This is a genomic window from Streptosporangium sp. NPDC050284 (assembly GCF_044459525.1).
Taxonomy (GTDB): Bacteria; Actinomycetota; Actinomycetes; order Streptosporangiales; family Streptosporangiaceae; genus Streptosporangium.
The window spans coordinates 1-23,677 of sequence record NZ_JBITIZ010000031.1 but is presented as its reverse complement, the minus strand read 5'-3'; the positions used below and the strand labels follow the sequence as shown (position 1 = coordinate 23,677).

1 protein-coding gene (cut by a window edge) is annotated in these 23,677 nt (G+C 72.0%); it reads left to right on the top strand.

What is annotated here, in order from left to right; translation table 11 throughout:
- Positions 1 to 23,677: part of an SDR family NAD(P)-dependent oxidoreductase coding region (locus ACIBH4_RS38005; protein ID WP_399173778.1), annotated on the top strand (this coding region is incomplete at its 3' end). Its footprint begins 9,390 nt before the window's first position; the window shows 23,677 of its 33,067 annotated nt.

The following is a 23,677-nucleotide window of genomic DNA, read 5'->3' as shown; positions in this document are numbered from 1 at the left end:
CCCGATGCCGGGCCGTTCGACGCGACGGTCTGGCCCCCGGCCGGCGCGACCGCGATCGGGCTGGACGGAGTGTACGAAGGGCTGGCCGCGGGCGGGTTCGAGTACGGCCCGGTGTTCCAGGGATTGCGGGCGGCCTGGCGTGGTGCCGATGGCGCGGTGTTCGCCGAGGTCGCGCTGCCCGAGCAGACGGCATCGAGCGCGGGTTCGTTCGGGGTGCATCCGGCGCTGCTGGACGCGGCGTTGCACGCGGTGCCGTTCGTCGGGCTGGAGCCGGTCGAGGGCGGCCGGCTGCCGTTCTCCTGGGGGCAGGTGAATCTGCAGGCCACCGGAGCGGCGATGCTGCGCGTGCGACTGCTCCGGACGGGTGATGACGCCGTGTCGCTGACGGCGGTGGACGCCGCCGGGGAGCCGGTGCTGTCGGCGCGGTCGCTGGTGCTGCGCCCGTTCACGCCTGATCAGCTCGCCGTCGGCGGCGGTCAGGTGGCGGAGCGGGATGGGTTGTTCCGGCTGGACTGGACCCCGCTTTCCGAGATTTCGGTGGCTGATCCGGCGTCGGTGGCGGTGGTCGGTTTCTCTGGGTTCGAGCCGGACGCCCTGGGCCTCGTGGCGGTGTGGGAGTCGGCCGGGCACTCGGTGCCGGTTCACCGTGATCTGTCGGCGTTGGGCGAGGCGGGGCCGGTGCCGGGGACGGTGCTGGCCGAGGTGGTGACCGATTCCGCCGAGGACGCGGTGGCCTCGGCGCGTGCGGTGACGGCCGAGGTGCTGGGTCTGTTGCAGGGGTGGCTGGCCGATGAGCGGTTCGGCGGCTCGCGCCTGGTGTTCGTTACCCGGGGCGCGGTCGCGGCCGGTGAGGATGAGACGGTCTCCGATCTGGCGGCCGCTGCCGTGTGGGGCCTGGTGCGTAGTGCGCAGTCGGAGAACCCGGGCCGGTTCGCGCTGGTCGATCTGGGCCCTGGTGAGTACGGAGACGAGTATCCGGACCCGGGTGCGGATGAGACCTCGCCCGGTGCGCCGAGGGCCGCGCTTCCCGCGCTGCTGAGCGGGGTGCTGGCTTCCGGTGAGCCGCAGGTGGCGGTGCGCGAGGGTGGGGTGCGGGTGCCGAGGTTGGCGTCGCTGACCTCGGGTGCGGGTCTGTTGCCTCCGTCGGGTACGGCGTGGCGGCTGGGGAGTCAGGCCAAGGGCAGTCTGGACGCGCTGGAGTTGCTTCCGTTCCCGCAGGCGGCCGAGCCGCTGGAGGCTGGTCAGGTTCGGCTGGCGGTGCGTGCGGCGGGGGTGAACTTCCGTGACCTGCTGGACGGGTTGAACGCGCTGGGGTGGTTCCAGGACAAGGTCGGCCTGATGGGTGGCGAGGCCGCCGGTGTGGTGCTTGAGGTCGGCCCGGGGGTTGAGGACCTGCGGGTGGGTGACCGGGTGGTCGGCCTCACCGAGGGCGGCTTCGGCCCGGTGGTGGTCACCGGTGCCGGCGGGGTGACCAGGATCCCCGACGGGGTCTCCTTCGAGGAGGCCGCGACGATCCCGGTCTCGTTCCTCACCACCTACTACGGGCTGATGGATCTGGCCGGCTTGCGCGAGGGCGAGTCACTGCTGGTCCACGCGGGCACCGGTGGGACCGGGATGGCGGCGATCCAGCTGGCCCAGCGGCTCGGGGTCGAGGTGTTCGCCACGGCCAGCCCGGCGAAGTGGGACGTGCTGCGGTCGATGGGCATCCCGGACGACCACATCGCCTCCTCGCGCACCCTGGAGTTCGAGGAGCGTTTCCGGGAGGTGTGTGGTGAGCGGGGCATCGATGTGGTGCTCAACTCGCTGACGGGTGAGTTCATCGACGCCTCGGCGCGGCTGCTGCGCCCCGGGGGCCGGTTCGTGGAGATGGGCAAGCTGGACATCCGCGACCAGGAGCAGTTCCCCGGGCTGGAGTACCACTGGTTCGACGTACTGGACGCCGGTCCCGAGCGGTTGCGGCAGATCCTGGCCGAGCTGATGGAGTTGTTCGCGGCCGGTGAGTTGCGGCCGTTGCCGGTGACGGCGTGGGATGTGCGCCGTGGCCGGGAGGCGTTCCGGTTCATGAGCCAGGCCAGGCACACCGGCAAGATCGTGCTGACCATGCCCCGGGTCTGGGACCCGCAGGGCACGGTGCTGATCACCGGCGGCACCGGTGGTCTGGGTGCGGAGCTGGCCCGGCACCTGGTGGCCGAGCACGGGATGCGGCATCTGCTGCTGGTCAGCCGCCGGGGTCTGGAGGCTCCGGGTGCGGTCGAGTTGCAGGCCGAGCTGATCGCGCACGGTGTCGAGGTCACCGTCGCGGCCTGCGACATGGCCGACCGGGACGCGGTTGCCGACCTGCTGGCCGGGGTGGATGCCGAGCATCCGCTGACCGCGGTGATCCACGCGGCCGGAGTCCTGGATGACGGGACGATCGCCTCGTTGACGCCGGAGCGGCTGGCCGGGGTGCTACGGCCGAAGGTGGACGCGGCGTGGCACCTGCACGAGCTGACCGAGGGCATGGATCTGGCCGGGTTCGTGGTGTTCTCCTCGCTTGCCGGGCTGATGGGCGGTGCGGGTCAGGGTAACTACGCGGCGGCGAACGCCTGGCTGGACGCGCTGATGGCGCGGCGTCGGGCGCAGGGATTGCCGGGGTTGTCGCTGGCGTGGGGTTTGTGGGCGCAGGCCACCGGGATGACCGGGGGAATGTCGCAGGCCGACGTGCAGCGGATGACCGCCGCGGGGCTGCCGCCGATCAGCACCGAGCAGGGGCTGGAGCTGTTCGACGCCGCCATCGACTCCGATGCGCCGCTGGTAATCCCGGTGCGGCTGAACATACCGGCGATGCCCGCTCAGCTGGTGCCGCCGCTGTTGCGCGGGCTGGTGCGCGGCACCCGTCGTACGGCGGCATCGGTGCCCGCCCTGGGCGAGGGCACCCTGTTGCGGCAGTTGGCCGGATTGACGCAGGCCGAGCGGACCCGGTTCGTGACCGACCTGGTCCGCACCCAGGCCGCTGCCGTCCTCGGGTACCCCTCGCTGGAGGCCGTGGACGTCAGGCGGGAGTTCCGCGAGCTGGGCTTCGACTCGCTGACCGCGATCGAGTTGCGCAACCGCCTCAACACCGCCACCGGGCTGCGGCTGCCCTCCACCCTCGTCTTCGACTACCCCACTCCCACCGCGCTGGGAGAGTACCTGCTGAGCGAGGTGCTCGGCGCGCACGGCGACGCCATCCTGCCGGTGGCCACGGTCTCGGTCGGAGACGACCCGGTCGCGATCGTCTCGATGGCCTGCCGCTACCCCGGAGGGGTGAACTCCCCGGAGGACCTGTGGCGGCTGGTCATCGAGGGCCAGGACGCCATCACCCCGCTGCCGACCGACAGAGGCTGGCAGACCCACGGTGACATCGACCTGAAGGGCGGATTCGTCTTCGACGCGCCCGAGTTCGACGCGGAGTTCTTCCGGATCTCGCCGCGTGAGGCGCTCGCGATGGACCCGCAGCAGCGGCTGCTGCTGGAGGCGGCCTGGGAGGTCCTGGAAAACGCGGGCATCGACCCGGACTCGTTGCGCGGCAGCGACACCGGCGTGTTCATCGGCTCCGTCGGCTCGGGCTACATGCCGGGGGAGGAGTCTCGCGGTCACATCATGACCGGGCAGCTGGCCAGTGTGGCCTCCGGCCGGATCTCGTACACCCTGGGCCTGGAGGGTCCTGCGGTGACGGTGGACACCGCGTGCTCGTCGTCGCTGGTGACCATCCACATGGCGGCGCAGGCCCTGCGCAACGGGGAGTGCTCGCTCGCGGTGGCCGGTGGCGTCACCGTCATATCGACCCTCGCGGCGTTCGGAGAGCTCGGTGAGCAGGGCGGCCTGGCACCGGACGCCCGCTGCAAGGCGTTCTCCGACTCGGCGGACGGCATCGGATGGTCCGAGGGCGTCGGCCTGGTGATGCTGGAGCGGCTGTCGGACGCCCAGCGCAACGGCCACCAGGTGCTCGCGATCGTTCGCGGGTCGGCGATCAACCAGGACGGCGCGTCCAACGGTCTGACCGCGCCGAACGGCCCCTCGCAGCGGCGGGTGATCCGCAAGGCCCTGGCCGTCGCCGGGCTGTCCGCCGACGAGGTGGACGCGGTCGAGGCGCACGGCACCGGCACCGCCCTGGGCGACCCGATCGAGGCGCAGGCGCTGCTGGCGACCTACGGCCAGGACCGGCCGGAGGAACGGCCGCTGCTGCTGGGTTCGGTGAAGTCGAACATCGGCCACACCCAGGCCGCCGCGGGCGTCGCGGGTGTGATCAAGATGGTGATGGCTCTGCGGCACGGCATGCTGCCCAGGACGCTGCACGTGGACGAGCCGTCCTCGCACGTGGACTGGGCCTCGGGTGCGGTGGAGCTGCTGACCGAGCCGGTCGAGTGGCCGCGGAACGGTCACCCCCGCCGGGCGGCGGTGTCGTCGTTCGGCATCAGCGGCACCAACGCCCACATGATCCTGGAGCAGGGACCCGAGGCGGCGGAGCCGACGGCCGAGGAGCCCACCGGACCGGCGGGCGGCGTACTGCCCTGGGTGATCTCGGCTCGTACGGCCGACGCGGTACGGGCGCAGGCCGGGCGGTTGACGGCGCATGTGCGCGCCAGGGGCGAGCTCGACCCGGTGGACGTGGGCTCGTCACTGGTGTCGTCGCGGTCGGTGTTCGACCACCGCGCGGTGGTGGTCGGGCGTGACCGGGAGGAACTGCTGGCGGGACTGGCGGCGGTCGTCTCCGGAGACTCGGCGACGAGCGTGGTGCGCGGCTCGGCAGATGTGAACGGCCTGACGGTGTGGGTGTTCCCCGGCCAGGGGGCGCAGTGGGCGGGCATGGGTGCGCGGCTGCTGGAGGAGTCGGCGGTGTTCGCGGCTCGGATGGCCGAATGCGCAGCGGCGCTGGAGCCGTTCGTGGACTGGTCGCTGCTGGACGTGGTCCGGCAGAGCGAGGGTGCCCCGTTGCTGGATCGGGCAGATGTGGTGCAGCCGGTCTCGTTCGCGGTGATGGTGTCGCTGGCGGCGGTGTGGGAGTCGCTGGGAGTGCGGCCGGACGCGGTGGTGGGTCATTCGCAGGGTGAGATCGCCGCGTCGGTGGTGGCCGGTGGCCTGTCGTTGCAGGACGGCGCGAGGGTGGTGGCGCTGCGCAGCCGGTTGATCGCCGAGCGGCTGTCCGGGCACGGGGTGATGCTGTCGGTGATGGCGCCGGTGGAGCAGGTGCGTGCGGCGCTCGCCGAGGACGGTCTGCTGGACCGGATCTCGATCGCCGCGGTCAACGGGCCCAGGGTGGTCACCGTCGCCGGCGACGGAGAGGCCATGCGGGTGCTGGAGCGGCGCCTGTCGGCCGAAGGCGTCATGCGCTGGCAGCTGGCCGGTGCGGACTTCGCCGCGCACTCGCCCCAGGTCGAGCGGTTCCGCGACGACCTGCTCTCGGATCTGGCGGAGGTGGCGCCGCGTGCGGCGCGGGTGGCGATGTTGTCGACGGCGACCGGGCGGTGGCTGGACGGCACGGAGCTGGACGCCGGCTACTGGTACGAGAACGTGCGGCGGACGGTGGAGTTCGCGCCGGCGGTCGAGCGGCTGCTGGCGGAGCGGTATCGGGTGTTCGTCGAGGTCGGCCCGCACCCGCTGCTGACGTTGGGAATCGAGCAGGCCGTGGACGCGGCGGGGGTGGCCGCGGTGGTCGCCGGGACGCTGCGCCGCGACGAGGGCGGCATGGATCGGGTGCTGGTCTCGGCGGCCGAGCTGTTCGTACGCGGCGTGAAGGTGGACTGGCAGCAGGTGCTGACCGGCGGTCGGCGGGTCGACCTGCCGACATACGCCTTCCAGCATCGGCGTTACTGGCCGAGCGGGGTGCGGATCGCCGATGCCCGAGGGCTCGGCCTCGTCGCGGCCGGGCATCCGCTGCTGGGCGCCGCGGTCGGGCTCGCCGACTCCGACGGCGCGCTGCTCACCGGCCTGATGTCGGTGCGCGCGCATCCCTGGCTCGCCGATCACGCGGTGGCCGACACGGCGCTGTTCGCCGGCACCGGGTTCCTTGAGCTGGCGATCCGGGCGGCGGACCAGGTCGGCTGCGACCGAGTGGAGGAGCTCACCCTGGCCGCCCCGCTGGTGCTCGCCCCGGACGGCGCCGTCGCCGTCCAGGTGGTGGTGAGCGCGTCCGACGAGACGGGCCGCAGGAACCTCGCGATCTACGCGCGGCTCGCCGACGCGCCGGACCAGCCCTGGGTACGGCACGCGGCCGGTGTGCTGGGCGTCGGAGCGCGTACGGCGCGGTTCGACACGGCCGTCTGGCCGCCCGAGGGCGCGACGCCCATCGCGCTGGACGGGCTGTACGACGATCTGGCCGAGGGCGGCGTGGTTTACGGACCCACCTTCAAGGGACTGCGGGCGGCCTGGCAGCGCGACGGGGAGATCTTCGCCGAGGTCGAGGTGCCGGAGGAGGTCGGCGACGTCGGTCTGTTCGGCCTGCATCCCGCATTGCTGGACGCGGCGTTGCAGCCCGCCTCGTTCATGGATCTGACGGAGCAGGGCCAGGGGCGGCTGCTGTTCTCCTGGAGCGGCGTCTGCCTGCACGCCAACGGCGCTTCGGCGTTGCGGGTGCGGCTGGTCAAGACCGGAAGCGGTTCGGTGTCGCTGGCGGCGGTGGACGCCGAGGGCGCGCCGGTGCTTACGGCGGAGTCGCTGGTGTTCCGGCCGGTGTCCGCGGACCAGATGCTCGCCTCCGGCGGCCAGGGACCGGAGCGGGACGCGCTGTTCACTCTGGAGTGGGTGGTCGCGCCCACGGTCGTCTCTCCGACGGACGCGGTGGCAGGCCTGGACTGTGTCGAGCTGGACTGGCCGGAACCGGGCCGTCCGGGACTGGGCGAGCTGCGCTGGGCCGAGCCGGGTCAGACCGAGCCCGGGGCACTGGACCGGGTGCCGGACGTCGTGACCGTCGAGATCGGCTCGCCCGCCGAGGCGGGCGGGGCGTCGGCGGCACGGGAGCTGACCGGCCGGGTGCTGGAGCTGCTGAGGCAGTGGCTGGCCGATGACCGGTTCACCGAGTCGAGGTTGGTACTGGTCACCCGGGGCGCGGTCGCCGGCGGGGAAGACGAGAGCGTCACGGATCCGGCGGCGGCCGCGGTCTGGGGGCTCGTACGCGTCGCGCAGGCCGAGAACCCCGGACGCTTCGTACTGGTCGACGTGGACGAGCGGGAGACCGGGCTGTCGGCACTGCCCGAGGCGCTGGCCTGCGGCGAGCCACAGATGGCGATCCGCGAACACGTGGTCCGCGTTCCCCGGCTGGTCCGCCTGACCCCGGGTGAGGACGGCGCGCGGCGGCCGGACCTCGACGGCACCGTTCTGATCACGGGTGGTACGGGCGGTCTGGGAAGCAACCTGGCCCGGCATCTGGTGGCCGAGCACGGGGTCCGGCACCTGCTGCTGACCAGCGGAAGAGGGCTGGACGCTCCGGGCGCGGTGGAGTTGCAGGCCGAGCTGATCGCGCACGAGGTCGAGGTCACCGTCGTCGCCTGCGACCTGGCCGACCGGGACCAGGTCGCGGAACTGCTCGCCGGCGTGCCGGCGGAGCACCCGCTCACCGCGGTCATCCACACCGCGGGCGTCCGTGACGACGGCATGATCCCGTCGCTGGACGCGCAGCGGCTGGCCAACGTGTTCGGGCCCAAGGTCGACGGCGCCTGGCACCTGCACGAGCTCACCCGGAACCTCGACCTGGCCGCCTTCGTCATGTACTCCTCGATGGCCGGGCTGGTCGGCGGCGCCGGACTGGGCGGTTACGCGGCGGCCAACGCCTACCTGGACGCCCTCGCCCAGCACCGCCGGGCACAGGGCATGCCGGGCCTGTCCCTGGTGTGGGGGCCGTGGGCGGCGGACGCCGGCATGGCCGGAGAGCTCTCCGAGACGGACCTGCGCCGGCTCACGGCCGCGGGATTCCAGCTCTTCTCCTTCGCCGAGGGGTTGGCGCTGTTCGACGCGGTTCTGGGCTGCGACACGCCGGTGGTGGCACCGGTCCGGCTCAACCTGCCGGCGCTGCGGGCGTTCGGTGAGGTGCCACCGCTGTTGCGCTCGCTGGTACGGGGCACCCGCCGTACGGCGGCGGCCCCGGTGTCGGGCGCGGACGGGGCGCTGCTGCGGCAGCTGGCCGGGCTGCCCCCCGCCGACCGCAGCCGACTGGTGACCGAGCTGGTCCGAGCCCAGGCCGCCACGGCGCTGGGACACGACTCTCCCCAGATGGTGGAGGTGCGGCGGGAGTTCCGCGAGCTGGGCTTCGACTCCCTCACCGCCGTCGAACTGCGCAACCGGCTCAACGCCGCCACCGGGCTGCGGCTGCCCGCCACCCTGGTGTTCGACTACCCGACCCCCGTGGTGCTGGCGGAGTTCCTGCTGGCCGAACTGCTGGGTGAGCACGGTGACGTCGTCGTCCCGACGGCGATCGCGTCGGTGGCCGACGACCCGATCGTGATCGTGTCGATGGCCTGCCGCTATCCGGGTGAGGTGCGCTCTCCCGAGGATCTGTGGCGGCTCGTCACCGAGGGGCGCGACGCCATCTCCCCGCTGCCGGTAGACCGGGGCTGGCAGGTGAACGGCGAGCTGGACTTCCACGGCGGTTTCATGTCCGACGCCGCGGACTTCGACGCCGGGTTCTTCGGGATCTCGCCGCGTGAGGCCCTGGGGATGGACCCGCAGCAGCGCGTTCTGCTGGAAACCACCTGGGAGGCGTTCGAACGCGCCGGAATCGACCCGGTGTCGCTGCGGGGCAGCGACACCGGTGTCTACGTCGGCGCGAGCGGTTCGGGCTACATCCCGTCGGACGAGGCCCGCGGTTTCATGGTGACGGGCCAGGCGGGGAGCGTGACCTCGGGCCGGCTGTCCTACACGCTGGGTCTGGAGGGCCCGGCGGTGACGGTGGACACCGCGTGTTCGTCGTCACTGGTGGCGATGCACATGGCGGCGCAGGCGCTGCGCTCGGGTGACTGCGACCTGGCACTGGCCGGCGGTGTGACCGTGGTGGCCACGCCGATGGGGATCGTGGAGTTCAGCGCTCAGGGCGGGCTCGCCGCCGACGGGCGGTGCAAGTCCTACTCCGACGCCGCCGACGGCACCAGCTGGGCCGAGGGCGTGGGCATGGTGGTCCTGGAGCGCCTGTCCGACGCGCGGCGCAACGGCCACCGGGTCCTGGCCGTCCTGCGGGGTTCCGCGGTGAACCAGGACGGCGCGTCCAACGGGCTGACCGCGCCGAACGGTCCCTCGCAGCAGCGGGTGATCCGCCAGGCCCTGGCCGGCGCCGGCCTGACCCCCGCCGAGGTGGACGCGGTCGAGGGCCATGGCACGGGCACCGCGCTGGGTGACCCGATCGAGGCCCAGGCACTGCTCGCCACCTACGGCCAGGACCGGCCGGAGGACCGGCCGCTGCTGCTCGGATCGCTGAAGTCGAACATCGGTCACACCCAGGCGGCCTCCGGCGTGGCCGGTGTGATCAAGATGGTCATGGCGATGCGGCACGGCGTGCTGCCCAGGACGCTGCACGTGGACGAGCCGTCCTCGCACGTGGACTGGACCTCGGGCGCGATAGAGCTGCTGACCGAGCCGGCCGAGTGGCCGTCGGCCGACCACCCCCGCCGGGCGGCGGTGTCGTCGTTCGGCATCAGCGGCACCAACGCCCACGTGATCATCGAACGGCCGGAGGCGCAGGACGCGGAGTCCGAGGGCGCGGAGTCCGAGAACCGCCCACCCGCGCCGGACGGTGCCGTGCCGGTCCTGGTCTCCGGCCGGTCGGCGGAGGCACTGCGGGCACAGGCCGAGCGGCTCGCGGCGTACGTGGACGACGAGCCCGGTCTGCGCCTGGCCGACGTGGCGTACTCGACGGCCACCACGCGCTCGGCGTTCGAGTACCGGGCGGCCGTGGTGGCCGCCGACCACGCCGGTCTGGAAGCCGGCCTGCGGGCACTGGCGGAAGGCCGGCCCGGTGCGGGCGTGCTGCGGGGGTCGGCCGCGGCCGAATCGAAGCCGGCGGTGCTGTTCACCGGCCAGGGCAGCCAGCGGGCCGGGATGGGCCGGGAGCTGTACGACCGTTTCCCGGTGTTCGCGACGGCGCTGGACGCGGTGGTCGCCGAGCTGGACCCGCTGCTGGACGGGTCACTGCGCGAAGTGCTGTTCGCCGAGCCCGGCACGGCCGAGGCGGAGCTGCTGGACCGGACCGGCTGGGCGCAGCCCGCGCTGTTCGCGGTGGAGACGGCGCTGTTCCGGCTCGTCGAGTCGTGGGGAGTCCGCCCCGAGATCATGGCGGGACACTCGATCGGGGAGATCACCGCGGCGCACGTGGCCGGGGTACTGTCCCTGTCGGACGCCTGCGCGCTGGTGGCGGCGCGTGGCCGGTTGATGCAGGCGCTGCCCGCCGGCGGGGCGATGGTGGCGGTGCGGGCCTCGGAAGAGGAGATCGCCGAGCTGCTGGCCGGGCGTGAGACCGAGGTGTCGATCGCGGCCGTGAACGGTCCGGCGTCCGTGGTGATCTCCGGGGATGAGCAGGCCGTTCTCGAGGTCGCGGCCGCACTGGAGAAGCGGGCGGTCAAGACCCGGCGGTTGCGGGTCTCGCACGCCTTCCACTCGCCGCTGATGGACCCGATGCTGGAGGACTTCCGCACCCTGGCCCGGACGTTGACCTTCAGCGCGCCGCGGATTCCGATCGTGTCCACGGTGACCGGTGAGATGGCCACGGCCGAGCGGCTGTGCTCGCCGGACTACTGGGTGGAGCAGGTGCGGAGCGCGGTGCGCTTCGCCGACGGGGTGCGGACGCTGCACCGGCAGGGTGCCACGGCCTACGTGGAACTCGGGCCGGACGGGGTGCTCACCGCGATGGCCGCCGACACCCTGGCCGAGCTCACCGCCCAGGACTCGCCCGCCCAGCTCTCCGGCACCGACGCGGTACTGGCGCCGGTGCTCCGCGGTGACCGGGACGAGCAGTCGACGATCATGACGGCCCTGGCCGAGCTGCACGTGCGCGGAGTACCGGTGGACTGGCGGGCGGTGCTCCGGGGCGGGCATCGGATCGACCTGCCGACGTACGCGTTCCAGCGTCAGCGGTTCTGGCCCGACGTGGTCGGCTCCCAGCTGGGGAACGTGGCCGCGGCGGGCCTGGCCTCCGCGGGGCACCCGCTGCTGGGTGCCGCGGTCGGTCTGGCCGACTCGGCCGGAGTATTGCTCACCGGCAGGCTGTCGCTGCGGACGCATCCGTGGCTGGCCGACCACGCGGTGGCCGGAACGGTGATCTTCCCGGGCACCGGGTTCCTTGAGCTCGCCATCCGGGCCGGTGACCAGGTCGGCTGCGACCTGGTGGAGGAGCTCACCCTGACCGCGCCGCTGATGCTGGGCGAGCGGGACGCCGTCGCGGTGCAGGTGTGGGTGGGTGCGGCGGCGGAGTCCGGCCGCCGCAACCTGAGCGTCTACGCCCGCCCGGCCGAGGCCGCCGACGACGAGCCGTGGGTGCGGCACGCCACCGGCGTGCTGGCCGTGGCCGACGGTCGCTCTCGCTCGCTCGCCGACATCGCGGCCGGCTTCGACGCGGCGGTGTGGCCGCCGCGTGACGCGACGGCCATCCAGCTGGACGGCCTCTACGACCAGTTCGCCGCGGGCGGTTTCCACTACGGGCCGGTGTTCCAGGGACTGGGAGCGGCCTGGCGGGGCGCGGACGGCGCGGTGTACGCCGAGGTCGTCCTGCCCGAGCAGGCGCAGTCGAGTGCGGGTTCGTTCGGGGTGCATCCCGCGCTGCTGGACGCGGCGCTGCACTCGGTGAGTTTCGTCGGCCTGGACGACTCCGAGAGCGGAAGGATGCCGTTCTCGTGGGGTGAGGTGTGCCTGCACGCCGGTGGTGCGTCGGTGCTGCGGGTGCGGGTGGCCAGGACCGGTGGTGACGCGGTCTCGGTGATCGCGGTGGACGGCGCGGGGGAGCCGGTGCTGTCGGCGCGTTCCCTGGTGCTGCGACCGGTCGCGGCCGACCAACTGGCCGTCGGCGGCCGCGACCTGTACCGGGACTCGCTGTTCCAGCTGACCTGGACGGCGTCGTCCGAGACGGCGACGGAGAACGGCACCGGGCTCGACCCGGTCGCGCCCGTCCTGGATCTGGCGTCGGATCCGGAGGCGGCACTGGCGGCGCTGGAGACCATCCCGGAGACGGTGACCGTCGCGGTCGGTTCCACCGAGCAGGGCGACGTGGTCGCCGGGGTTCACGAACTGACCGCCGCGGCGCTGAGCCTGCTGCAGGCATGGTCGGCCGACGATCGCTGCCGCCGCTCCCGGCTGGTCTTCGTGACCAGGGGCGCCGTCACGACGAGCGAGGGCGAGACCGTCGCGGACCTGGCGGCTGCCACGGTGTGGGGGCTGGTGCGGTCGGCCCAGTGGGAGGACCCGGGCCGCTTCGTACTGGTCGACGTCGACGACGAGCCGTCCTCGTCCGTACTGGCCGGAGTGCTGGCCTCCGGCGAGCCGCAGGCGGCGGTGCGCGAGGGCGGGGTGCGGGTCCCGCGCCTGGCACGGGTGGCGGCGGCCGATGAGGCCGGACGGCCCTGGAACCCGGGCGGCACGGTGCTGATCACCGGTGGGACCGGTGGTCTGGGAGCGCAGTTCGCGCGGCACGTGGTGGCCGAGCGCGGGGTGCGCCACCTGCTGCTGGCGAGCCGCCGGGGCCTGGACGCGCCCGGCGCGCTGGAGCTGCGGGCCGAGCTGATCGCGCACGGTGTCGAGGTCGGGATCGTGGCCTGCGACGTGGCGGACCGGGACGCGGCGGCGGCGCTGCTGGCAGAGGTGCCGGCCGAGCACCCGCTCACCGCGGTGATCCACACCGCCGGTGTGCTGGACGACGGCATGATCACCTCGTTGACGCCGGAGCGGCTGGACAACGTGCTGCGGCCGAAGGTGGACGCGGCCTGGCATCTGCACGAGCTGACCCGGGGCCTGGACCTGGCGGCGTTCGTGCTGTTCTCCTCGCTGGCCGGGGTGATGGGCAACGCGGGGCAGGGCAACTACGCCGCCGCGAACGTCTTCCTGGACGCGCTGGCCCAGCACCGGCGGGCCGAGGGACTGCCCGCGCTCTCGCTGGCCTGGGGCGCCTGGACCCAGGACGTCGGAATGACCAGCACGCTGGACGACACCGACATGCGCAGGATGGCGCGGGCGGGGATGCCGTCGCTCTCGCTTGAGCAGGGCCTGGCGTTGTTCGAGGCCGCCGTCGCGCTTGAGCAGGCGGTGCTGGTTCCTGTCCGGCTGCACCTGCCGTCGCTGCGGACGCAGGGTGACGTGCCGGCGGTGCTGCGCGGGCTGGTGCGAGGCGGGCGCAGGTCGGCGGCGTCGGGCTCGGTGGTGGCCGCGACGCTGCTGCAGAGGCTGGCCCCGCTGGGTCTGGCGGAGCGCACCGAGGTCCTGCTGGATCTGGTGCGTACCGAGGTGGCGGTCGTGCTCGGGCACGCGTCGCCGGAGACCGTGGAGGTGCGCAGGGAGTTCCGCGAGCTGGGCTTCGACTCCCTCACCGCCGTCGAGCTGCGCAACCGGCTGAACAGCGTGAGCGGGCTGCGGTTGCCGGCCACCCTGGTGTTCGACTACCCGACGCCGGCCACGCTGGCGGAGTTCCTGCTGTCCGAACTGCTCGGTGAGGACGCCGACGTGGTCATCCCCGCGTCGGTGGTACCGGTCGCGGACGACCCGATCGTGATCGTGGGCATGGCCTGCCGCTACCCGGGTGGAGTCACCTCGCCGGAGGACCTGTGGCGCCTGGTCAGCGAAGGCGGGGACGCGATCACCCCCTTCCCGACGACGCGCGGCTGGAGTCGCGGCTCCCTCGAGGGGAGCACCGAGAGCCGGGCCGTCAACTACGTGGAAGCGGGCGGCTTCCTGCACGAGGCGGGAGAGTTCGACCCGGGGTTCTTCGGGATCTCGCCGCGTGAGGCGCTCGCGATGGACCCGCAGCAGCGGCTCCTGCTGGAGACCACCTGGGAGGCGATCGAGCGCACCGGGATCGACCCGACCTCGCTGCGCGGCAGCCGTACCGGCGTGTTCGCCGGAGTCATGTACCACGACTACGCGACCAGCATGCCGTTCCCCGCGGACGTGGTGGGCTTCATGGGTACCGGCACCGCGGGAAGCGTCGCGACCGGGCGTATCTCCTACACGCTGGGCTTGGAGGGCCCGGCGGTGACGGTGGACACCGCGTGCTCCTCCTCGCTGGTCGCGCTGCACCTGGCCGCGCAGGCACTGCGCGGAGGTGACTGCTCGCTGGCGCTGGCCGGTGGCGTGACGGTGATGGCCACTCCGAGCCCGTTCATCGACTTCACCGGTCAGGGCGGCCTCGCCGGCGACGGGCGGTGCAAGTCCTACTCGGACGCGGCCGACGGCGCGGGCTGGTCCGAGGGTGTGGGCATGCTGGTGCTTGAGCGGCTGTCGGACGCGCGCCGCAACGGCCACGAGGTGCTCGCGGTCGTGCGGGGTTCCGCGGTGAACCAGGACGGCGCCTCCAACGGTCTGACGGCACCGAACGGTCCCTCGCAGCGGCGCGTCATTCGTCAGGCGCTCGCCGGGGCGAGGTTGTCACCGAACGAGGTGGACGCGGTCGAGGGCCACGGGACCGGCACGGTTCTGGGTGACCCGATCGAGGCACAGGCGCTGCTCGCGACCTACGGCAAGGACCGGGACGAGGACCGGCCGCTGCTGCTGGGGTCGATCAAGTCGAACCTGGGTCACACCCAGGCGGCGGCGGGTGCGGCCGGTGTGATCAAGATGATCATGGCGATGCGTCATGGGGTGCTGCCTCGGACGTTGCACGTGGATGAGCCGTCCTCGCATGTGGACTGGGCCTCGGGCGCGGTGGAGCTGCTGACCGAGGCGACGGAGTGGCCGCGGACCGGTCGTCCGCGTCGGGCGGGTGTGTCGTCGTTCGGGATCAGTGGCACCAACGCGCACGTGATCATCGAGCAGCCCGAGGTCGCGACGGTGGCACGTCCGCAGGACGATGGCGTGCTGCCCGGTGCGGAGGTGGAGCCGCCGGCGGTTCCGCTGGTGGTGTCGGGTCGTACGGGCGAGGCGCTGCGGGCGCAGGCGGGGCGGCTGGTCTCGCACCTGGAGGGTCGCGATGCCGCGCTGACCGATGTGGCGTTCTCGCTGGTGGGGTCGCGGTCGGTGTTCGAGCATCGTGCGGTGGTGGTCGGCGGGGATCGTGGGGGGTTGCTGGCGGGGTTGGGTGGGGTGGCGTCGGGTGAGTCGGTGCCTGGGGTGGTGTCCGGTGTGGCGGACGTTGATGGGAAGTCGGTGTGGGTGTTCCCGGGTCAGGGGGCGCAGTGGGTGGGCATGGGTGCGCGGCTGTTGGAGGAGTCGGGGGTGTTCGCGGCTCGGATGGCCGAATGTGCGGCGGCGTTGGAGCCGTTCGTGGAGTGGTCGTTGCTGGATGTGGTGCGGCAGGTGGAGGGGGCTCCGTCGCTGGATCGGGTGGATGTGGTGCAGCCGGTGTCGTTCGCGGTGATGGTGTCGTTGGCGGCGGTGTGGGAGTCGCTGGGGGTTCGCCCTGATGCGGTGGTGGGGCATTCGCAGGGTGAGATCGCGGCGGCGGTGGTGGCGGGTGGTCTGTCGTTGCAGGACGGTGCGCGGGTGGTGGCGTTGCGCAGCCGTTTGATCGGCGAGGAGCTGTCCGGGCGTGGGGCGATGGCGTCGGTGGCGCTGCCGGTCGAGCAGGTGGTCGATCGGGTGGCTGCCTGGGACGGGCGGATCTCGGTAGCGGCGATCAACGGCCCCAGTTCGGTGGTGGTGGCCGGTGAGGTCGCGGCGGTGGAGGAGCTGGTCGAAAGCCTTTCCGCTGAGGATGTGCGGGTGCGGCGGATCGCGGTGGATTACGCCTCGCATTCGGCGCAGGTGGATCTGATCGGCGAGGAGCTGGCGCAGGTTCTGGCGGGGGTGGTGCCGCAGTCGGTGCGGGTGCCGATGCTGTCGACGGTGACGGGTCAGTGGCTGGAGGGTCCGGAGCTGGAGGCCGGGTATTGGTGTGAGAATCTGCGGCGCACGGTGGCGTTCGCTCCGGCGGTTGGGCAGTTGCTGGAGCAGCGGTATCGGGTGTTTGTGGAGGTGAGTCCGCATCCGGTGCTGACGGTCGGTATCGGCGAGTGTGTGGACGAGACCGATGCCACCACGGTGATCGCCGGGACGTTGCGCCGCGATGAGGGTGGCTTGGAGCGGGTGCTGGTCTCGGCGGCGGAGTTGTTCGTCCGGGGCGTGAAGGTCGACTGGCAGCAGGTGCTGACCGGTGGCCGACGGATCGACCTGCCGACGTACGCCTTCCAGCACCAGTGGTTCTGGCCCGAGAGCACCGGTTCCGGTGCGGGGAATGTGGCTGCGGCCGGGTTGGCCGCGACGGATCATCCGCTGCTGGGCGCGGCGATGGGTCTGGCCGACTCCAATGGGGTGGTGCTGACCGGCCGTCTGTCGCTCTCGTCGCATCCGTGGCTCGCCGATCACACGGTGGCCGGGATGGTGATCTTCCCGGGCACCGGGTTCTTGGAGCTGGCGGTGCGGGCCGGTGACCAGGTCGACTGTGACGTGGTGGAGGAGTTGACGCTGGCGGCGCCGTTGGTGCTGGGTGAGGATGACGCGGTCGTGGTGCAGATCGCGGTGGGTGCGCCGGAGGAGAGTGGCCGGCGTGCGCTGAACGTCTATTCCCGGTCGGCGTCGGCCGCCGACGATGTGCCGTGGGTGCGGCACGCTACCGGCACACTGGCCACGGGCGGGCGGGCCGCCGTGCCGTTCGACGGGGCGGTGTGGCCTCCGGCGGGTGCGACGGTGATCGAGCTGGACGGGCTGTACGACGAACTGGCCACCAGAGGGCTGGGCTACGGTCCGGTGTTCCAGGGGCTGCGGTCCGTATGGCAGCGCGATGGGGAGATCTTCGCCGAGGTCGCCCTGCCGGAGCAGGCGACCTCGAGCGCGGGTTCGTTCGGGGTGCACCCGGCGCTGCTGGACGCGGCGTTGCACGCGGTGAGCTTCGCAGGTCTCGACGTGGTCGAGGGAGGTTGGCTGCCGTTCTCCTGGGGTGAGGTGAGTCTGCACGCGGGCGGGGCGGCGCTGCTGCGGGTCCGCCTGACCAGGATGGGTGCCGACTCGGTCTCGCTGACGGCGGTGGACCTGGCGGGAGAGCCGGTGCTGTCGGCGCGGTCGCTGATCGTGCGTCCCTTCACCCCCGACCAGCTGGTCGGCGCCGGTGGGGGGCGTGGTGTGGAGCGGGACTCCCTGTTCGGGGTGGACTGGGTCTCGTTGCCGGAGGTGGGGGGTGCGGAGCCCGAGGCGGATGTGGTCGAGCTGAGTGGAGAGCTCGCCTCGCTGGAGTCGGTGCCGGATGTGGTCATGGTCGCTGTGGGGTCGGCCGTTGCCGAGGACGTGGTGGAGTCGACGCACGCGGTGGTCGCGCAGGTGTTGGAACTGCTGCAGGAGTGGTTGGCCGATGAGCGGTTCGTCGGCTCGCGGTTGGTGTTCGTGACCCGGGGTGCGGTCGAGGCGCGGGATGGTGATGTGGTCGGGGATTTGGCGGGTGCGGCGGTGTGGGGGTTGGTGCGGTCGGCGCAGTGGGAGAATCCGGGCCGGTTCGTGCTGGTCGATGTCGATGTCGATGGTGATGGTGATGGTGGGTTGTCGTCGTCGGTGTTGGCGGGGGTGTTGGTTTCGGGTGAGCCGCAGGTGGCGGTGCGTGAGGGTGGGGTGTTGGTGCCGCGTTTGGTGCGGGTGGCGCCTGCGGAGGAGGTGGGTGGGTCGTGGGATCCGGAGGGGACGGTGTTGATCACTGGTGGTACCGGTGGTCTGGGAGGGAGTTTGGCTCGGCATGTGGTGGCCGAGCGTGGGGTGCGTCATCTGGTGTTGACCAGCCGTCGGGGGTTGGCTGCTCCGGGTGCGGTGGAGTTGCGGGCCGAGTTGATCGCGCATGGGGTGGAGGTCACGGTCGCGGCCTGTGACATGGCCGATCGCGAGCAGGTGGCGGGTCTGCTGGCCGGGATCGATGCCGACCATCCGCTGACCGCGGTCATTCACACCGCAGGTGTGCTGGAAGACGCGACGATTCCGTCACTGACCCCGGAGCGGCTGGGCAGGGTCCTGCGACCCAAGGTCGACGCCGTCTGGCATCTGCATGAACTCACCCGGGAACTGGACCTCGCGGCGTTCATCACCTACTCGTCCCTGTCGGGCGTCATGGGAGCACCAGGGCAGGGCAACTACGCGGCCGCGAACACGTTCCTCAACGCCTTGGCGCAGGTGCGCAGGGCCGAAGGGCTGCCCGCGCTCTCGCTGGCCTGGGGAGCCTGGACCCAGGACACCGGAATGACCGGCACGCTGAGCGATGCCGACATGCGGCGGATCACCCGTACGGGCATGCCGCCGCTCTCGGTGGAGCAAGGACTGGCGCTGTTCGACGCCGCCGGACGGGTGGCCCGGTCGGTGGTGATCCCGCTCCGGTTGGAGCTCGCGGTGCTGCGCGCCCACGGTGAGGTGCCGGCGTTGTTGCGGGGTTTGGTGCGGGGTGGTCGGCGGTCGGCGGCGTCGGGTTCGGTGGTGGCTGCGACGTTGTTGCAGCGGTTGGCTCCGTTGGGGGCGGCCGAGCGGGCCGAGGTTCTGGTGGACCTGGTGCGTGTCGAGGCGGCGATGGTGCTGGGTCATGCTTCGTCCGACATGGTGGAGGTGCGTCGGGAGTTCCGCGAGCTGGGCTTCGACTCCCTTACCGCGGTCGAGTTGCGCAACCGGCTGAACGCCGCGACGGGTTTGCGGTTGCCGTCCACGCTGGTGTTCGACTACCCGACACCGACCGTACTGGCGGACTTCCTGCTGGCCGAACTGCTCGGCGAGCACGCTGACGCGATCATTCCGGCGCCCGTCATGCCCCTGAACGACGATCCGATCGTGATCGTGGGCATGGCCTGCCACTTCCCGGGTGAGGTCGACTCACCGGAGGATCTGTGGCGGCTGGTCTCCGAGGACGGAGATGCGATCTCCGAGTTCCCGACCACGCGAGGCTGGGATCTGGGGGCGCTGTACAACCCGGACCGGGAGAGCCGGGGCACCAGCTATGTGCGCGAGGGTGGCTTCCTGGAGAGTGCCACGCAGTTCGATCCGGGGTTCTTCGGGATCTCGCCGCGTGAGGCGCTCGCGATGGACCCGCAGCAGCGGTTGTTGCTGGAGACGTCGTGGGAGGCGATCGAGCGGACGGGCGTGGACCCGACCTCGCTGCGCGGCAGCCGTACCGGCGTGTTCGCCGGCATCTTCTACCACGACTACGGGATGAGCGCGGAGTTCCCGCCGGAGGCGATGGGCTTCCTCGGTACCGGTACGGCGGGCAGCGTCGCGACCGGCCGGATCTCGTACGCGCTGGGCCTGGAGGGTCCGGCGGTGACGGTGGACACGGCGTGTTCGTCGTCGCTGGTGGCGATGCACATGGCGGCGCAGGCGCTGCGCTCCGGTGACTGCGACCTGGCACTGGCCGGTGGCGCGACCGTGATGGCCACCCCTGCGGTCTTCATCGACTTCAGCACCCAGGGAGGGCTGGCAGGCGATGGGCGGTGCAAGTCCTTCGCCGACACCGCGGACGGCACCAGCTACTCCGAGGGCGTGGGCATGCTGGTGCTTGAGCGGCTGTCGGACGCCCGCCGCAACGGCCACCGGGTGCTCGCGGTGGTGCGTGGTTCTGCGGTGAACCAGGACGGCGCGTCCAACGGTCTGACGGCGCCGAACGGTCCCTCCCAGCAGCGGGTGATCCGTCAGGCGCTCGCCGGCGCGGGCTTGTCCTTCACCGAGGTGGACGCGGTCGAGGGCCACGGCACCGGCACCACGCTGGGCGACCCGATCGAGGCGCAGGCACTCCTGGCCACCTACGGCAAGGATCGGGACGAGGACCGGCCGCTGCTGCTGGGGTCGATCAAGTCGAACCTCGGTCACACTCAGGCGGCTGCGGGCGTGGCCGGTGTGATCAAGATGGTGATGGCTCTGCGGCACGGGGTGCTGCCTCGGACGTTGCACGTGGACGAGCCGTCGTCGCATGTGGACTGGGCCTCTGGTGCGGTGGAGCTGCTGACCGAGCAGGTGGAGTGGCCGCAGACGGGTCGTCCGCGTCGGGCGGGTGTGTCGTCGTTCGGGATCAGCGGCACCAACGCACACGTGATCATCGAGCAGGGGCCCGAGGCTGCGGCGGTGGCTCCTTCACAGGACCTGGTACCGACCGCGGACATGGTTCCGGTGGTGGTGTCGGGTCGTACGGGTGGGGCGTTGCAGGCGCAGGCCGGGCGGCTCGTGTCGTACCTGGAGGGCGAGCCTGGTCTTGGGCTGACCGATGTGGCGTTCTCGCTGGTGTCGTCGCGGTCGGTGTTCGAGCACCGTGCGGTGGTGGTCGGCGGGGATCTCCTGACGGGGCTGGGTGCGGTTGCCTCGGGTGAGTTGGTGCCCGGGGTGGTGTCCGGTGTGGCCGATGTGGTTGGGAAGTCGGTGTGGGTGTTCCCGGGTCAGGGGGCGCAGTGGGTGGGCATGGGCGCGCGGCTGCTGGAGGAGTCGGCGGTGTTCGCGGCTCGGATGGCGGAGTGTGCGGCGGCGTTGGAGCCGTTCGTGGAGTGGTCGCTGCTGGATGTGGTGCGGCAGAGCGAGGGGGCTCCGTCGCTGGATCGGGTGGATGTGGTGCAGCCGGTGTCGTTCGCGGTGATGGTGTCGTTGGCGGCGGTGTGGGAGTCGCTGGGGGTTCGCCCTGATGCGGTGGTGGGTCATTCGCAGGGTGAGATCGCGGCGGCGGTGGTGGCGGGTGGCCTGTCGTTGTCCGACGGCGCGCGGGTGGTGGCGTTGCGCAGCCGTTTGATCGGCGAGGAGCTGTCCGGGCGTGGGGCGATGGCGTCGGTGGCGCTGCCGGTCGAGCAGGTGGTCGATCGGGTGGCTGCCTGGGACGGGCGGATCTCGGTAGCGGCGATCAACGGCCCCAGTTCGGTGGTGGTGGCCGGTGAGGTCGCGGCGGTGGAGGAGCTGGTCGAAAGCCTTTCCGCTGAGGATGTGCGGGTGCGGCGGATCGCGGTGGATTACGCCTCGCATTCGGCGCAGGTCGATCTGATCGGCGAGGAGCTGGCCCAGGTTCTGGCGGGGGTGGTGCCGCAGCCGGTGCGGGTGCCGATGCTGTCGACGGTGACCGGTCAGTGGCTGGAAGGGCCGGAGCTGGAGGCCGGGTACTGGTGTGAGAACCTGCGGCGCACGGTGGGCTTCGCTCCGGCGATCGGAGAGTTGCTGGAGCAGCGGTATCGGGTGTTCGTGGAGGTGAGTCCGCATCCGGTGCTGACGGTCGGTATCGGCGAGTGCGTGGACGCGGCCGAGGTGGAGGCCGTGATCGCCGGGACGTTGCGCCGCGATGAGGGCGGCATGGAGCGGGTGCTGGTCTCGGCGGCCGAACTGTTCGTCCGTGGTGTGGAGGTGGACTGGAGGCAGATGCTGCCGGGCGGTCGCCGGGTGGATCTGCCCACCTATGCCTTCCAGCACCAGCGGTTCTGGCCGAACGCGCGGCAGAGCGGTGATGCCCGTGTTCTGGGCCTGGCCGCTACGGGGCATCCGCTGCTGGGTGCGGCGGTGGGCCTGGCCGACTCGGACGGTGTGCTGTTGACGGGCCGGTTGTCGCTCTCGTCGCAGCAGTGGCTGGCCGACTATGTGGTGGCGGGTTCGGTGGTGGTGCCGGGTTCGGCGTTCGTGGAGCTGGCGGTGCGGGCCGGTGACCAGGTCGGTTGCGAGGTGGTCGAGGAGTTGATCCTGGACGCTCCGCTGGTGCTGGGCGAGGACGACGCGGTCGTGGTCCAGATCGCGGTGGGTGCGCCGGAGGAGACCGGTCGGCGGAGCGTGAGCATCTACGCTCGTTCGGCGGACGCGGCCGAGGAGGTGCCGTGGGTACGGCACGCCACCGGGACGTTGGCGACCGGAGTGGCGGAGGTCGTGCCGCTCGACGCGGCGACGTGGCCGCCGGTCGGGGCGTCCGTGATCGAGCTGGAGGGCTTCTACGAGGAGCTGGCCGAGGACGGCTTCGCCTACGGTCCGGCGTTCCAGGGGTTGCGGGCGGCCTGGCGACGCGACGGTGAGATCTTCGCCGAGGTGAGGCTGCCCGAGCAGATCGGTGGAGCGGCTTCGTTCGGGATGCATCCGGCGCTGCTGGACGCGGCGTTGCACGCGGTGAGCTTCGCCGGGCTGGAGCCGGTGGAGGGTGGCCGGTTGCCGTCCTCGTGGGAGCAGGTGTGTCTGCACGCCGGCGGGGCGTCGGTGCTGCGGGTGCGGCTGGCCAGGACAGGCCCGGATTCGGTGTCGCTGCTGGCGGCGGATGTGACGGGTGCGCCGGTGCTGTCGGCGCGGTCGGTGGTGCTGCGGCCGGTCCCGGCCGAGCAGTTGGGGGTCTCCGACGGTCGCGGAGTCAGCCAGGATGCGTTGTTCCGGGTGGAGTGGGGGCTCGCGGGCGCTTTGCCGGAGGCCGGTGAGGTGTCGATGGGGATCCTCGGCCTGGACACGTTGGGTGTCGCCTCCAGGCTGCGGGCGGCCGGGGAGTCGGATGGCCTTCCGGTGCACGCGGATCTGTCGTCGCTGGCCGAGGCGGGCGCGGTGCCGGCGGTGGTGCTGATGGAAGTGGCCTCCGACCCGGCGGCAGGGGTGGTGGAGTCGGCGCATGCGCTCACCGCCCACGTTCTGGATGTGGTGCAGGGTTGGCTGGCCGAGGAGCGGTTCGCCGATTCGCGCCTGGTGTTCCTCACCCGGGGCGCGGTCGCGGCGAGCGGTGGTGAGACGATCACCGATCTTCCGTCTGCGGCGGTGCGAGGGCTTGTCCGTAGTGCTCAGTCGGAGAACCCTGGCCGGTTCGGCTTGGTCGACGTGGACGGCCAGGAGTCCTTGCTCGGTGTGCTGCCGGAGGTCTTGGTCTCGGGTGAGCCGCAGGTGGCGGTGCGCGAGGGTGGAGTGTTGGTGCCGCGTTTGGCGCGGGTGGTATCCGGTGAGGTTCCGGCCGAGGTTTCCGGTGATGACGTCGGCCGGGTCTGGGATCCGGAGGGAACCGTCCTGGTCACCGGTGGTACCGGTGGTCTGGGTGCGTTGTTCGCCCGGCATGTGGTGGCCGAGCGTGGGGTGCGTCATCTGCTGCTGACCAGCCGTCGGGGGTTGGACGCTCCGGGTGCGGTGGAGTTGCAGGCCGAGCTGATCGCGCACGGTGTCGAGGTCACGGTCGCGGCGTGCGACATGGCCGATCGGGACGCGGTGGCGGCCCTGCTGGCCGGGATCGATGCCGATCATCCGCTGACCGCGGTGATTCACACCGCCGGTGTACTGGATGACGGGACGATTCCGTCGCTCACTTCGGAGCGGCTGGAGGGCGTGCTGCGGCCGAAGGTGGACGCGGCCTGGTATCTGCACGAGCTCACCCTGGATCGAGATCTTGCGGCGTTCGTGGTGTTCTCGTCGATGGCGGGGGTGATGGGCAACGCGGGTCAGGGTAACTACGCGGCGGCGAACGCGTTCCTCGACGCGCTGGCTCAGCAGCGTCGGGCCGAGGGGTTGGCGGGGTTGTCGCTGGCGTGGGGCCTGTGGGCGCAGGAGACCGGGATGACCGGCACGCTGGGCGCGGTCGACCTGCGCAGGATGGCGCGGGCGGGGATGCCGGCGCTCTCGGCCGAGCAGGGGCTCG